Annotated in this window: 16 protein-coding genes; 8 read left to right on the top strand and 8 right to left on the bottom strand. The window is 62.4% G+C overall.

All coding sequences use genetic code 11. The features are described 5' to 3' along the window. From ACGFIF_RS33930 to ACGFIF_RS33920, 3 genes are read right to left on the bottom strand one after another with little or no spacing between them, the layout of a single operon-like run. Entirely contained in the window at positions 1-819 is an 819-nt protein-coding gene (locus ACGFIF_RS33930) for an ABC transporter permease (RefSeq protein WP_393160176.1), read from the bottom strand. Beyond that, positions 816-1,067, bottom strand: coding sequence for a hypothetical protein (locus ACGFIF_RS33925; protein WP_393160175.1), 252 nt, complete (start codon positions 1,065-1,067; stop codon positions 816-818). The genes ACGFIF_RS33930 and ACGFIF_RS33925 overlap by 4 nt, the downstream gene beginning before the upstream one ends. Further along, positions 1,064-1,312 (bottom strand): DUF6284 family protein, encoded by a 249-nt coding sequence (locus ACGFIF_RS33920; RefSeq protein WP_393160174.1) that lies wholly within the window; start codon positions 1,310-1,312, stop codon positions 1,064-1,066. The genes ACGFIF_RS33925 and ACGFIF_RS33920 overlap by 4 nt, the downstream gene beginning before the upstream one ends. A 166-nt stretch (positions 1,313-1,478) precedes the next feature. Between ACGFIF_RS33920 and ACGFIF_RS33915 the strand changes: the two genes are divergently transcribed. The 5 genes from ACGFIF_RS33915 to ACGFIF_RS33895 all read left to right on the top strand — a co-directional run bounded on the left by ACGFIF_RS33915 (position 1,479) and on the right by ACGFIF_RS33895 (position 4,919). After that, entirely contained in the window at positions 1,479-1,730 is a 252-nt protein-coding gene (locus ACGFIF_RS33915; protein ID WP_393160173.1) for a hypothetical protein, read from the top strand. Positions 1,731-1,849: 119 nt separating this feature from the next. Continuing rightward, the gene (locus ACGFIF_RS33910) at positions 1,850-3,028 is read left to right on the top strand and encodes a hypothetical protein (RefSeq protein ID WP_393160172.1); all 1,179 of its coding nucleotides are present in this window, start codon (positions 1,850-1,852) and stop codon (positions 3,026-3,028) included. Then, the gene (locus ACGFIF_RS33905; protein WP_393160171.1) at positions 3,015-3,578 is read left to right on the top strand and encodes an isochorismatase family cysteine hydrolase; all 564 of its coding nucleotides are present in this window, start codon (positions 3,015-3,017) and stop codon (positions 3,576-3,578) included. The genes ACGFIF_RS33910 and ACGFIF_RS33905 overlap by 14 nt, the downstream gene beginning before the upstream one ends. A 30-nt stretch (positions 3,579-3,608) precedes the next feature. Next, entirely contained in the window at positions 3,609-4,607 is a 999-nt protein-coding gene (locus ACGFIF_RS33900; RefSeq protein WP_393160170.1) for a hypothetical protein, read from the top strand. A 78-nt stretch (positions 4,608-4,685) separates the two neighbouring features. Next, entirely contained in the window at positions 4,686-4,919 is a 234-nt protein-coding gene (locus tag ACGFIF_RS33895; protein WP_393160169.1) for a hypothetical protein, read from the top strand. Positions 4,920-6,507: 1,588 nt separating this feature from the next. On the opposite strand, the gene ACGFIF_RS33890 is transcribed toward ACGFIF_RS33895, so the two are convergent. After that, a complete protein-coding gene (locus ACGFIF_RS33890; RefSeq protein WP_393160168.1) occupies positions 6,508-7,428 on the bottom strand; it encodes a DUF4238 domain-containing protein in 921 nt (306 codons plus the stop codon). A 507-nt stretch (positions 7,429-7,935) separates the two neighbouring features. Continuing rightward, the gene (locus tag ACGFIF_RS33885) at positions 7,936-8,484 is read right to left on the bottom strand and encodes a hypothetical protein (protein WP_393160167.1); all 549 of its coding nucleotides are present in this window, start codon (positions 8,482-8,484) and stop codon (positions 7,936-7,938) included. Positions 8,485-8,890: 406 nt separating this feature from the next. On the opposite strand from ACGFIF_RS33885, the gene ACGFIF_RS33880 reads away from it, so the two are divergent. Then, positions 8,891-9,112: a hypothetical protein gene (locus tag ACGFIF_RS33880; protein ID WP_393160166.1), complete on the top strand. Its 222-nt coding sequence runs from the start codon at positions 8,891-8,893 to the stop codon at positions 9,110-9,112. 222 nt (positions 9,113-9,334) lie between these two features. On the opposite strand, the gene ACGFIF_RS33875 is transcribed toward ACGFIF_RS33880, so the two are convergent. Next, on the bottom strand, positions 9,335-9,688 hold the full coding sequence (locus tag ACGFIF_RS33875) for a hypothetical protein (protein WP_393160165.1): 354 nt from the start codon (positions 9,686-9,688) through the stop codon (positions 9,335-9,337). A gap of 311 nt (positions 9,689-9,999) precedes the next feature. On the opposite strand from ACGFIF_RS33875, the gene ACGFIF_RS33870 reads away from it, so the two are divergent. Further along, a complete protein-coding gene (locus ACGFIF_RS33870; RefSeq protein ID WP_393160164.1) occupies positions 10,000-10,752 on the top strand; it encodes a MerR family transcriptional regulator in 753 nt (250 codons plus the stop codon). 48 nt (positions 10,753-10,800) lie between these two features. On the opposite strand, the gene ACGFIF_RS33865 is transcribed toward ACGFIF_RS33870, so the two are convergent. Next, entirely contained in the window at positions 10,801-11,307 is a 507-nt protein-coding gene (locus ACGFIF_RS33865; protein ID WP_393160163.1) for a hypothetical protein, read from the bottom strand. Positions 11,308-11,563: 256 nt separating this feature from the next. Between ACGFIF_RS33865 and ACGFIF_RS33860 the strand changes: the two genes are divergently transcribed. Next, entirely contained in the window at positions 11,564-11,932 is a 369-nt protein-coding gene (locus ACGFIF_RS33860) for an NUDIX hydrolase (RefSeq protein ID WP_393160162.1), read from the top strand. 7 nt (positions 11,933-11,939) lie between these two features. On the opposite strand, the gene ACGFIF_RS33855 is transcribed toward ACGFIF_RS33860, so the two are convergent. Then, a complete protein-coding gene (locus ACGFIF_RS33855) occupies positions 11,940-13,040 on the bottom strand; it encodes a serine hydrolase domain-containing protein (RefSeq protein ID WP_393160161.1) in 1,101 nt (366 codons plus the stop codon). Between the last annotated feature and the right edge of the window lie 80 nt (positions 13,041-13,120).

Genomic DNA, 13,120 nt, shown 5'->3' with positions numbered 1-13,120 from the left:
TCAGCTCTCCCCGTTCGTGGTGGGGCGGGTGTGGATCAGGTGAGCCAGCGCGGCACCCATGCCAAGCACGGCAACGGGCAGGCAGGCGACGACGGTGGTGATCTGCCAGGGCGCGCGGGTGACGCCAGCGGCCTCCAGCAGGTGGTAGGCGACCTGCCCGAGCGCGCCCAGACCGAGCGCGGACAGCGCGGACCACTTCGCGAACCGGCGGGCATGGGCGGGGACTCGGTCGGACAGCCACACCCGCAGCGCGAACGCGGCGTAGGTCTCCAGGCCGATCGGCAGTGTGATAGCAGAGTTGATGGTGAAGCCGTCCGCGATCCCGGGCAGCGGGTGGACCACGCCGAAGCCGGTCAGCTCACCCAGTCCGACCCAGCCGGACCAGACCGCGACGAACGCGGGCAGCGCCAGCAGCAGCACCGGCCACGACCGCACCGGCTTGCCGTCATCAACCGAAGCCGCGGGAACCACCTCGACCGTGGCTGACTCCGGCGTCGGAACCGGGTCTGTGTGCGCCGTGACCTGCGGAGATGCCCCCTTCTCCGACGCGGGGGGCATCTCATCCGTGTCGCCATCGTGCCCGGTCTCGTCCGGGTCGGGCACGGAGTGAAGCGGGCGCTCAACCGATTCCGGCGTGGGCTTGACGTCCGGTACGGCGAGAGCGTCCCGGATCGAACGGGCCTTGTCGGCGCCGATCCGGAACTCCTTCATGATCCGGTTCCGCGACGGGACCGAACCCAGGTCTTCAGCAAGCTTGCGGGCGGCCGGGATCAGTTCCTCGACCGACACCGGGTACGACGTACGAAGCGGGGTGCTCACCACTCCACCCCCGGACCAGTCATCGCGCGGCGGACATCGGCCAGGAACCCCGCAAGGACCCACAGCTCCCCGTACGCCGTCGCAGCCTCAGCCGACACCGGCTTACCGGCCGGGGACATCTCACCGCCCAGCACGAACCGCGACAGATGCTCGAACCGCGCGGCCAGCTCGTCGCCCACGGCCGCGGAGCTGTCGATACCGAGCCGATCGGCCCAGGTCTGCTCCAAGGTCATCACGCGGCGGCTCATGCGGCACCGTCCTCGACGGCTTCACAGTCGGCCAGCTCGCGCCTCACGACCAGGACCCGGCGCTCGGCACGGCGTACCCGACGACGGTCCAGGACCGATGCGTACGGCCCTGCGTTGACGCAGGCGATCTGTGCGTCCAGCAGGTCCAGCTCAGCCGCGATCAGCGGCCATTCGCTCTCGATTCCGGCAAGATCCGCAGCCGATGGTTCCTGGCCGCCTACTGCTGACAGGTGGATGATGCTCATTGGGTTGTGCTCCTCTTCCATGGACTAGCGCGACCCGGACGCCTCGGCGGCTGCAACCGCCGGGGCGTCACTCTGATATTTGCGATCCCTGTTTCGGATCTCTGTTTCGGATCACGGTAGCGCGATAGATCTGAGTTTCGCAAGTGTGGTCCGATACCATGTCGGTGTGGCTGACATACGCGAAGAGCTGGCCGACAAGACCCGCCGCTACCGGGACACCGAGAGCGCCCACGAGGCCGCCCGCCAGGCGGTCATTGCGGCCGCCTTGGCAGCTCTCCGGGATGGCGTGACCCCCAACGAGGTCGAGGAACTGTCCCCCTTCACGGCGGCGTACGTGCGCAGGCTCGCCCGCGCCGAAGGCATCCCGCCGGCACCGCCAGGACCGAAGCCGCGCAAGGTCGGCTCGGAGTCGCGATGACGTTGCGTCGTTGCTGTTCATGCCAACAACCATGTCGTGGCACGCGCACTGTCAGTAGTCGACAGCGCAGGACGGATCTAGACATGTCGCATGTCCCTGGACACGGGAGGACGTGACCGATGTCCACCACCGCCCCACGGCCGATCTCCGCCCAAAACGGCGTTCTCCTCGAGCAGCGCCAGGCGAAGGGATGGGGACGAGGCAGGCTTGCAGCCGAGTTCGAGCGCATCGGTCGTGAGCTGGGCCTCAGCGTCCCGTCCCGGGCCGCGATGGAAAAGGCGATCTACCGCCACGAGACCGGTGCAAGTCACGTCACCGATGAGATCTACGTTCGCCTCTATTGCGGAGCGTTTGAATGCTCGCCACACGAACTGTTCGGAGGGCTGACCGACTCTCGCGAACCGGGCGAAGCCGAGTTCCATCTCAGCAGCAACAAGTTCTCGCCGGTGTACGTCGGTCCCGACGTGGTAGCCCAACTCGCCACAACGCTGCCAGTCCAGCAAACGGTGGTCGAGCAGGTCGAATGCTGGGCGATCAAAGTCGACCACCCGCGCGGAGAATGCACGCCGTACGGCTTCCCTTGGGGCTGCCTCGTCTATCACATCCAAGAACCGCTCAGCAAAGAATCTGTTGCCGACGTTGCGGTGTGGCGGCACGGATCGTACCCACGCGAGCTCGACTGGGCTGAGCAGCACGCGAGATCTCTGCTCGGGCCGTCTCAGTCGGGCCCGGAGTACATCTTTAGCGCCTTCTGGGTGGACACCTTGAAGTGGAAGGGCGACCAGCTCGTCACCGCGATGCGGCTGCTGTGCGCACAAAAGACCCTGCTCGACCACGGCGAGGAAGAACCGTCCCGCTCACACGCGGAGCTGGTCGAACAGGCATTCATGCGAGATGGATTCTCGGACCCACGAATCTACGAATTCGGCGTCAGCGGCATCTCGTACGGGTACGCGAGTTGGTCGTCGGTTTCCTACCATCCGCTTGAGGGACGCCGCGGACTACCGCAGCAAGCAATCGTAGACTTCGAAATCATCGTGCAATCTCTCTGGTGCTTCTGCCACCACATCCGATCACAGATCGAAGATGGACGCGACCCGGAAGTCGCGCCAGGATTCGATTGGCGCTGGCTCCGCGGAATGACATCGCGACTAACAAACTCGCGACCACGCGAATCGGCCCAGCATGTGGCGATGAGGATCACCATCCTTGAATCAAGTGGATTGCAGAACCATCTCAACGACACGATCGAAATCTTGAAGGACTCCGCAGAAAGGCAACAACGTGATCCCCGCTGACGACAGCGTTCTCGTCCTGGTCGACGTACAGAACGGCTTCGTATCACCGCGCTCGGCACACGTCGTACCGCGAATCGCAGAGTTCACCCGCCAATGGGCCGCAGCCGGGCGGCCGTACGTCATGTCGCGATTCATCAACTACCCGGACTCGCTCTTTGAGCAACTAATCCGATGGAGCGCGATGATGCCGGGCACACCAGAGATCGAGCTCGTTGACGAGCTTGCAGACTTGGTTCCTGGCGCGGCCGCAGTCATGGACAAACCGACCTACTCACTCTTCAACAAAGAGGGCACCGAGCTGGTGACTCGCAACGGCTGGAGGAACATCATCGTTGTCGGACTCGACACCGAGTCCTGCGTCCTCAAGACAGCCGTAGACGCTTTCGAGCTAGGTCTAGTCCCGTGGGTAGTCCAAGACCTGGTCTACAGCCACGCCGGCCAGGTCGAGCACGAGGCCGGGTTGCTGGTGACAGGGCGGTTCATTGGTCGGGGTCAGCTTGTTCAAGCAGCGGAGATCCTGCCTACTGGGGCTACTGCTGCGTCAGCCTGAGATGTTCTGTGGTTGAGAGGTGGGGCAGCGATGGCCTTTCGGTTCAGACTCCGGTTCCACCTGCCCGCGCGATGCCGCCTTGGTATCGAAGTCCCGGAGATTGCTCTGACTGATCCCGAGGAGAACTTCAGTGTTGTGCTGAAGTCCCCCGGGGACAAGCGTGCGATTGCGGAGTCGGACGAGTTGCTCCTGGTCGGAGCGAGTTGGCAGTCCGCAGACGCAGCGAGCCATGCGGCGACGCTGTGGCGTGGCTATCTTCAGGTCGCGCTCGCCCGCATTGGGGTCGCCGCGGATTTCGGTGATCGCGCGCCTGGCGGTGGCCGGATCTCGGTCGACGGATCCAGGATTTTCACCGAGAGCACCGGCGTTAGATACTTCGAAGACGTCCACGGCATCCTGGTTTACGACGATGTCGAAAAGGCCGTGTTTGGTCGAGCTAATTCCCTGCAGCTTCAAGTTGTTAAGCCGAAGCAATGGCTGCAAGCTGCAGTAAGTGAGGCTCGCGCGCGGGCCGTAACTCAAGGCCCTGCCGAGCAGCTTGCGTACGACCTATACAGCGGATCATTCTTCCAACCGTCAGCTGACGCGCGCTTCATGATGCTCATGATGGCATTCGAGACTCTCGCGGAACAGAATCCTCGCCCGAAAGAGATTGGCGATCTCGTCGATGGACTGATTCAAAGTCTGGGCGAGGCAGATCTGACGGAGTCCGACAAGCAGTCATTGAAGGGCGGACTCCGAGATCTCAAGCGCGAGAGTGTTGGGCAGGCCGGGCGGAGATTGGCTAAGACGCTTGGCGATCGGACCTATATAGAGATGTCGCCTACAGAGTTCTTCAATCGCTGCTACAAGGTGCGCAGTAACCTCGTTCACGGCGCTGTTCCCCGTCCTAGCCGAGACGAGGTGGACAACCTGGCCGCGACCCTGGAACTGTTCGTTGGTGACCTGATAGCGGTTCAACTTCTTGCCAACACGACAATAGAAAGCTCGCACCTGGAAGCGGGCCACTCGGACCCCGCTGGCCGATGAAGTCTTGGGCGATCCACGCCACACCGAGCCGTAAGAACGGTGTCTGGCCCGTAGAAGGGTGGACTTGGCGCGGCCAGGATGGATCCGCCCTTACACCCGCACGACGTACTCCGACCCGCTACCGAGATCGACTCCGAGTCATTGCCGGCCATCCGGGCTGGGCTGGCTTCCCTGGCTGTGCTCCGCTATGCAGGTGTTCACATCTCCGATCCCCACGACGGCTCGATCAACTCGCTCTCACCCGTCGAGTCGGGATCCGGAGAGCAGGTGACCGACAACTTCCGCTGGGAATGGGTTCTCGAGCTGCTCTAGATCGGCACACGAGCGTCATCGGATTTAGGTCACGCCGCATCCGTGCGGATCTGCGACATCTCGGGCAGGATGAGCGGAGCACTGTTTTCACGTCGCTTAAGCATGGCCGAGAGTGGTGATCGATGGTGGAGCCGCAAGACGGCGGGATGTGGCAGAAGGTTCAAGCGGCACTATCCGAGACTCGGCAGGTCGCCGCAGCAATTGGTCACGCCAATTTGCCAACGAGGCGAATCCCGTCAATTGACTACTTTACATCCGGCTGGCCGAACTTCGAGTCAGATAGCTTAATTTCCGGTCCACAGGATCCACCTACGTTCAGCGAAGTTCCTGGGGGGTGCTCAACATCGGACCCCGGACAAAAGTTCTCGGAGTTAATTGGCTACATCGATCAGGAGCGTCCAGAAATCAAGGCTCGCCTGCTGCCTCACGGCATGGGCGTCAACCTATCCGGCGGACGCGAGAAACTCTGGCTCACACTAGAACTCTCACGACTGCTGAGCTCGATATTGGACCGGGCCAACGCACTCGAATGCCTCGATGACGACTCGCAACTGCGAGCCCTCTACTGTTTGCGTGAGAACGCGATCCTCAAAGAGGCACTAGCCGTTGATCTTGTCGTGCCTTTGACACTCATCACATTTGACCTACAATCCACTTTTGCTGTGGCTGACAACATCAGCATCGAGACAATGGACGAAAAGTTCCAAGCGGCTCGGACGGAATCAGCTTCAAGCATCGGCACTGTCCCGACGCCCGTTGCGTCAGCAGCCACGCACGCGGTTGTTCTACACAACATCAACATCCCTAATGACGACCCCTGGGATCGGCTTTGGCGACTAGGACCAACCGGCCTCCCCTTGGACATAATTGACACGGTCTGCCAGCTACTTCGAATCGTCACGCCTCTGCCACTTGGATACTCACAGGTCTTAGTAAGGCCACTAGGATGGTCGGATGGCTGGACAGGAGCTCTCCCAGATATACAGCGCGTAGCTGTACTGAGACGGTACCCAGAGTCATTTGACAGATATAAGTGGCTCAAGTCAATGAGCGAAGCGACTGTCGGATCGGATCAGATCCAGAAAGTTCCGGCATTGTACAAAGAACTTATGGGCGCCAAAGGGAACGTCAGGCTCGCAGCCCGCCGCCTCTCGCTCACGAGCTTGCGAGGGGACGATAGAGACGACCGACTGATTGACGCATGTATTGGCCTAGAGGCGTTATTGGGCGAAGAGCATGATGAACTGAACTTTCGGTATTCGCTACGAGCGAGCGCTATCCTCGCTCGAACTGCCGGAATCCCGGCCGAAACTACATTTAGGGCAATGAAGGCCATCTATGGGCGTCGATCATCCATTGCGCATGGCACAGACTCGAAGAAGAACCTCAAGGTGCAATTTGGCCGGGCCGGTAAGGAATTCGAGACCGGGTCTGTTGCATGCTACTTACTACGCGAACTACTAATGGCTCGTTTGAACGACGCAACATCTTGGACGGGGGACGGCTTGGATTCTTACATTCTCGGTCGACTTAATCAGACACAGGAGCCGTAGCGGGTCCCGGCGCTACGGACTGCGCACCGAGCGCCTCACCCGTCAACGAGCCGATTGGGGGACAGCCTGTCCAGTTGTTGACACACTCGGCGAACTTCAAGTGCATCATCCGGATGGCAGGCGACTTCATTCAGGGCCGCTCGCGCGAACACCGCATTGATTTCCTGCATCCGTCTCTTAACGGTCAACTTGATCGGCTTCCGCGGACGCACAGACAATGCGGCTGCGGTTGTGCGGGTGAGCGGACCGACGATTAGATCCGCATCTCCGATGGCGAGATTGTCGCGAAATCCATATCGAGCTGTTTTGATGTTGGCGTGAACTACCGGCACATCGCCAAGCGCAAAGCCCATTTCCAACTGATCGGACGTGATCACTTGCACATGGAACTTCGCGAGCTGATTGGCGATCTTGTTGTGCATACGCACCATACCGCCAACGTGCAGTCGATTGGTGCGCACATTCTCGATCAGGATCCGTTCACCAATGTCGATGATATCTTGGTCAGTTGGACGCGTGCCGAAGTCAGCCGCGTATCGCTCGCGTAACTCAGGCTTGGAAGCGAGATCCGGCAGCCACTCACGCCGGAGGTCATCGACAATCCGGTTATGCTTGGCCTCGAAAGCCTCGCTGCGCACGAGATGCAGAGCGAAGAGATTTACTACAGCCGCACTCAGTTCGGGGCCGCAGTTTTCAGGCGTAATCTGCCGGATTTGATGGAGAATTGGGGTCTCGATCTTGGAGAATTCCAGCTCAAGCCGCGAGTCCGCTACACCAGCGCGATCAATCTGAGCACTATATCCTGCACGTACGAAATTGTTCTTTATCGCCCTCGCGCGATCAACAACCTCACCCGAGCGCGCAGCGATGACAGTGACACGACGAACGTCGTTCGCGAAGTTCCGCTGATAAGCCTTAGATACAAGATGATGCATCTCAGAGAATGGATCAAGCACGTACGGATCGTACTACTACGTCCGTCGATTCTCTGGAGTATTTGCGCACTCTGCCCTGCTCGATGCGACCGGGCCTCTGCCCCCAACGATCTCTTAACTGGCGGCGACGAGTGACCGCAACGACGACCGCAACAGCCTGCACCAACGACCGCTTCGCGCCGCCAAGAAGGCCCAGACGGCTACGCTGTTGCTGCGCCGACGGTAGGCCGCAGTCGAACTGAAAAGCGGAAGGTCGGCGGTTCGAGACCGCCCCTGACCACCAGAACCCTCTCCGACGCCGGGGAGGGATTTTTCTTTCCCACGCGTGCTACGCAGCCGCTCCCTCGTCGCTCCGCTCCTCATCGCGCCGGCTCCGCGCGCTCCCACCCACCCGAAGTTTCCTTGTGGGCTACCGCCCACGGTCTTGCGGGCTGTCGCCCGCACCTGCGCGCTGCCGCGCGCAATCGACCCCGACGCCGGCCACATTCGGCAAGGTGACCGTGATCACGCCGTCCGAGCACATCGACGTCATGGCAGGCTCGCTCGTACGGCCAGCCATGCTCGGGCGATATCTCGGTCGGATCCGGCGGGTGCCTGGTCAATCACCATTGTCAGTGGTGCGAGCAGGTTCTTGTGGCGCCGGAGCAGCAGCGTCTCCTCGCGAGGTAGCGCTCTCCATCGACGAGCCATCTCACTGGCGGCTTGTGGATGCAGAGTCGTAGTTGCGAGAACGCTCCGGACCAGTGCCGCCGGATCCCAGGTCTCGTCACCAGGCAGCGGCCCAAGCTCGTTGATCAGCAGCGCTCGCATGTTGGCGGCGTCCGTGGCCGCCTCCCATCGGTCAAGGTCGGCGAACCTCTCACTGCCCTCGACAAGCAACAAGAACACCATCGCCCACTCGCGGCGAACATCGGCCGGCAACGTGCGGTTATAGACACGGCTCTGAGGCATGATCCGCACTCGCAACCACCAGTTGATCTCGGTTGGTGCGGAAGCCTCGGTCAGCGTCGTGATCCACAGCCTGAATTGACTGCTGGACCACTCCTTCATCTCCGCGGCGAGAACCTGCTCCGACATCCATCCAGTCTGTAGCAGCGCCACCGTCAGACGACGCGCTGCGGGATCCCGCGCACCGGTCCAGCGAACTGAAAGGCGAAGGCCAGCGGTTCGAGACCGGCCTTGGGCTCTGCCGCGCAACTCATGAAGCACCTAAGGTGTGGGTCCGTGGACGGAATGCCTACGTGCCGGTCGCACTCGTGCTGGGCGTGGCTGGCATAGTCGGAGCGCTCGCCGTCCTGGTGCCGCGGATCTGGGTCTCCCCGAGCCGCCGGCTGACATTACTGATGCTCGCGCCTGCGCAGGCAGTAACGTCGAGCTCGCAGAGGCGGCCGAGCACTTCGCCGTCAAGCTGCCCGACGATGCAGCCGGGCTTCGCTTCACCTCAGGGTTCAATCCGTTCTTCGGCGAGTACAACTTCACTGTCATGTTCAGGACCACACCAGAGGGTCTGCGCACGCTTGTCGCCGATAGCGGGTTCGTCCAGCCGAAGGCTGTTGACCCAATCACAGTGCTGACGAGAAACGCCTGCCCCGGGCCGTTGACGTTCCGGGGCGGACTGGCCACTGACATGGGCGCAAGGAGGCTGGTCGTCGAGACGTCCGACCCCACACACCCGCTCGTGTACATAGAGGCATATGACCTCTAGGGCTCACACTCATGAACCAGTGCCATACGACGAGTGCGGCGAGGACCGACCGCCGGCCGCCCGCAGGAGACGTTGAGCGGACCCAGCGACAGACGGCGGTTCGAGACCGCGCCTGACCACCTTCTGACCCGCAGTTTCGTGTCAGGTCGTCTGTCTGATGGTCCAGCAACCCGAGCATCCGCGGAGCGGACGGTCATCGCGCTGCGTGTAACTGCTATGCGATCACATGTCGGCAGCCTTCGCCTCACGTTCTGCGAGGAACTCGTCCAGTAGTTCGAAGAGCACCTTGATGACATGCTCCTCCTGATCTGCGGACAGCTCCCAGTGCTCCCACCCATCGGGGAGTGCGACGTGGCGGACCTGACCACTCCATCCGTGATTACAGTCGCGGCCTCGTCTGGCCACCAGCGATTCCAGCCAGCCACTCAGGCCTGGACCGCCATGGCGCATGGAATGCTGGTCATACCCCTCTAAGAACGCCTCCAGACCACTGAGGTTGCTTCGACCAATGAACATCCCGGGACGCTTGGCCACGAATGCCCAGTACTCGCGCTCACTCATGTCGATGAGGTCCATCCGCTCATCATCTCCCGCCTAAGTCCAGCGACAGGTCCAGCAACACCCGCCATCCATGACAACCGCGGGGTGGGCTCGTGTTCGTTGCTGCCTCTGGCGCGGGTGGGTGGCGGGGTGGTGTGCTGCCCTCTGTTGTGGGCTTGTGTTTGTCGTTGCGGGTGGCTGGCTTGGGCTCGCGGGTTGCTGGTGGCCGGTGGTGGGTGGGTGTTGGTTGGCGTGCTGCGGGCGGTGTGGTGGGCGCGGGTGTGGAGCCGAACTGGTGACCACTGGTGGACCGCCTTCGGCGCGGAGTGGCTTGACTCTCGGGTTGGGTGAGACTTGATGATGTTTTCGTGGCGGACGGACTGGTGACGATAGGGACCTTTTCGATGTTGACGGGGTTGTCGATTCCGACGCTTCGTCATTACGACGACATCGGTTTGTTGCGGCCGGCCACGGTTGACTCGCAGACGGGCTACAGGCGCTACAGCTCCGTGCAGGTCGACACCGCACGGCGGATCCGGCTGCTGCGGGAGGCGGAGTTGTCGACGGAGGACATCGGCAGGATGCTCGACGGGGACACGTCCGAGGCTTGGGCTGTTCTTGCGCGGCAGCGGTCTGTGCTGCGTGAACGGACTGGGCGAGTTGAGGCGTTGCTGAATCAGGTGGCACGGGACTTGGAAGGGAGTCCGACGCAGATGAAATCGGCTGTTGATTTCGGGCTGGCCGCGGTGAACATCGGAGTCGACTCTGATGCCGCGCTGGAGGTCGCGTGCGCCTTCTGGGGTGAGCTGCTCGGCGTTCAGTTGGAGGACTGGGGAAGTGGAAGTCGGCAGGTGGTTCTTGGCGAGGGTGACGCCATCAGCTTCCTCAATATCAGGGTGCGGTCGACGGATGAGCCCCAGTACGGACACAGGGCCGCGTTCGGGCTCGGTGTCGTCGGACTCGAGGACGCCCATCAGCGCGCGCTCGCCGCAGGTGCGACGGAGCATTTCCCGCCGACGGATGGTGAGAACATGCCCCGCCACTCGCGATTCGCCGACCCAGTAGGAAACCGAGTCGTCCTGTGGGAGAGCGCAAGGTGAACCCCCTCGGCCCTGCGACCAAGGATCGACGGCTTCTGAAGAATGGGCCTAGCTGGGACGTCGGCGCCAGGTCTCTCCGAGCGCACGTGACGTGTCGGGCAGCTCCTCGACGAACGGGATCTTGCTGACGGAGTGGTGGTATTGCTCGACGGCGTCCTTCACTGAGAGGCGTCCGAACTGGAGCGAGGTCAGCACACCTTCGAGTTCTGTGCTGCAGACCTCCGCGGCGGTGACGCGGGCTGCCAGGTCCTGGGACTTGCTCAGGTTGCTGGAAATGACCGACACCAACGAGACGATCAACGCGGCCAGACAGAGCGGCCTCCAGACATCCGCGCCGCTGGCCAGGGAAAGTTCGCGCTTGACGCTGTCGGTGAATGGCTGGCCGGCCAAGGCTGGACCTGCCACGAAAACGGCCGCCAACGCGCTGCTGACGATGCTGATATTGGTGAGTCGATTGCGGCGAGGCCGGACTTCGTGCAGAAATGCAGCGATACCCGCCCGCCGAGTTTCGATTTGCGCCCGTAACTCCGCACGGACCTTAGGATCATCGGACATCTCGGTCCCCCTGCCTACCCCCGACCTGCCGGACCCGCGATCAACGGCGGCCGGCGCGTGTGGGGTGCCAGGTCGTGCATACAGTCGCAGAGCCGACAATGAGGCTCAGTCGTTGCTTCGAGTTTTACACCTCCACTTCGCTTTCCACCAGCCCATACGCTGCCCAGAGGACTCGCCAAGTAATACCGAGCAGAAACGCTTTCCCCGGCCACAATCAAATGCTTGTTGTGAGGCCGGGGGCTATTAGGGTGCGGGGATGAGTTTTCGGTTGGCGGCGTACGCGGTGTGTGTTGAGGATGGGCGGGTGCTGGTTGCGCGTCATGTGTCGGCGAAGGGCGAGAGTACTTGGACTTTTCCGGGTGGGCGGGTTGAGCACGAGGAGGATCCGTTTGACGCGGTGATTCGGGAGGTTGCTGAGGAGACTGGGTGCGACGCGGTGGTTGAGCGTCTGCTGGGGGTGGATTCGAGGCTGATTCCCTCGGCCGGTCGCACAGTTGCGCCGGTCATCGCTGGTCGACATCGGTCTCGCGCTGGCTCGGACGACTCCCCCTACCGGCCACGTCCCTCCCGTCCCGGTCGGCGGTCTGATCCAGCACTGAGATGTTTGCCTCAGGCAATCGACTGAGGTCAGTTCAGGCGGGACGAGGCGAGCCACAGATGGCCCTGTTCAAGAAGGCATCGATGACGTCGTCGGCGTCGCCGGTGAAGTTGGGGGTCAGGGCAACGGTGACCTGGTGGTCGCCGGCTGGGCTGGAGAAGGACCAGGTCTGGTAGGTGAGCGAATCGCCGTCATTGCCGTAGACGGTGATCCCGCAGGGGGTGTCTCGCCAGGCCAGGCCGAGTCCGTACGCACGACCCTCGACGGCCGGCTTCTTCATCTCGTCGAGGAGATGGGCCGGCAGGAGGTCGCCACCGAGCAGAGCGGCGAAGAAGCGGTTGAGGTCCGCGGTGGTGGAGATCAGCTCGCCGCCGGCGCCGAAGATCGACGGGTTCATCTCGGTGAAGTCGAGCAGGCCATCGTCGGTCGGCACGTAGCCGTGCGGGTGCGGACCGCGGATCCTGGGCGAAGTCCCTGGCAGCTCGGTGCCCTTCAATCGCAGCGGTTTGATCAGCCGGCGCTCGATCTCGTCGCCGTACGACTCACCTGTTGCCGCCTCGATGATCTGACCGAGGAGGGTGTAGTTGGTGTTCGAGTAGTCGAAGAACCGACCCGGCGGTTCGACCGTCGGCGGTTCGGCCAGCGCGCGTTGGATCATCTCGGTCGCGGTCCAGGTTCGCCAGCGGCTGGCCAGGATCTCCGGCGGGGTCAAGGTGTCCTTGAAGTCGTACAGGCCGCTGGTGTGGTTGAGCAGATGGCGCACGGTGATGTGGTCACCGTTCGGAACCACTCCGGGCAACCACTTCTCCACCGTGTCATCCAGCCGCAGTTCGCCTTCGTCGACGAGTTGCAGTACGACGGTCGCGACGAACGTCTTCGTGATACTGCCGGCCCGGAACCGCCCGTTGACCGGGACGTCTCGCGTGGTACCGACCTCGGCGACTCCACTGGTGCCGCGCCACACGCGATGCCCGTCACGCACCTCCGCGAGCGCACCCACCGCACTCGCGGACACGACGTTGTCCAGTTCTCTCTGCAGGCCGGAGCGATCCGGTCCGGCAGCAGCAGCGGCCGGCGCCGCGATCACCGCCGACACAGTCGTCGCAGCCACCAGCACCTGTAGCACTCGCTTCATCCCCAGCCTCCCTGTCAGAACCTCATCCAGAGCAAGCCTCGCGGACTCAGGGCGATGACAGATCCGGGAACGCCCTCCCT

Origin of the sequence: Kribbella sp. NPDC049174, assembly GCF_043197365.1 — a bacterium.
GTDB lineage: Bacteria > Actinomycetota > Actinomycetes > Propionibacteriales > Kribbellaceae > Kribbella.
Note: the sequence above shows the minus strand (reverse complement) of the source record. Positions and strands in the feature narration are given on the sequence as shown.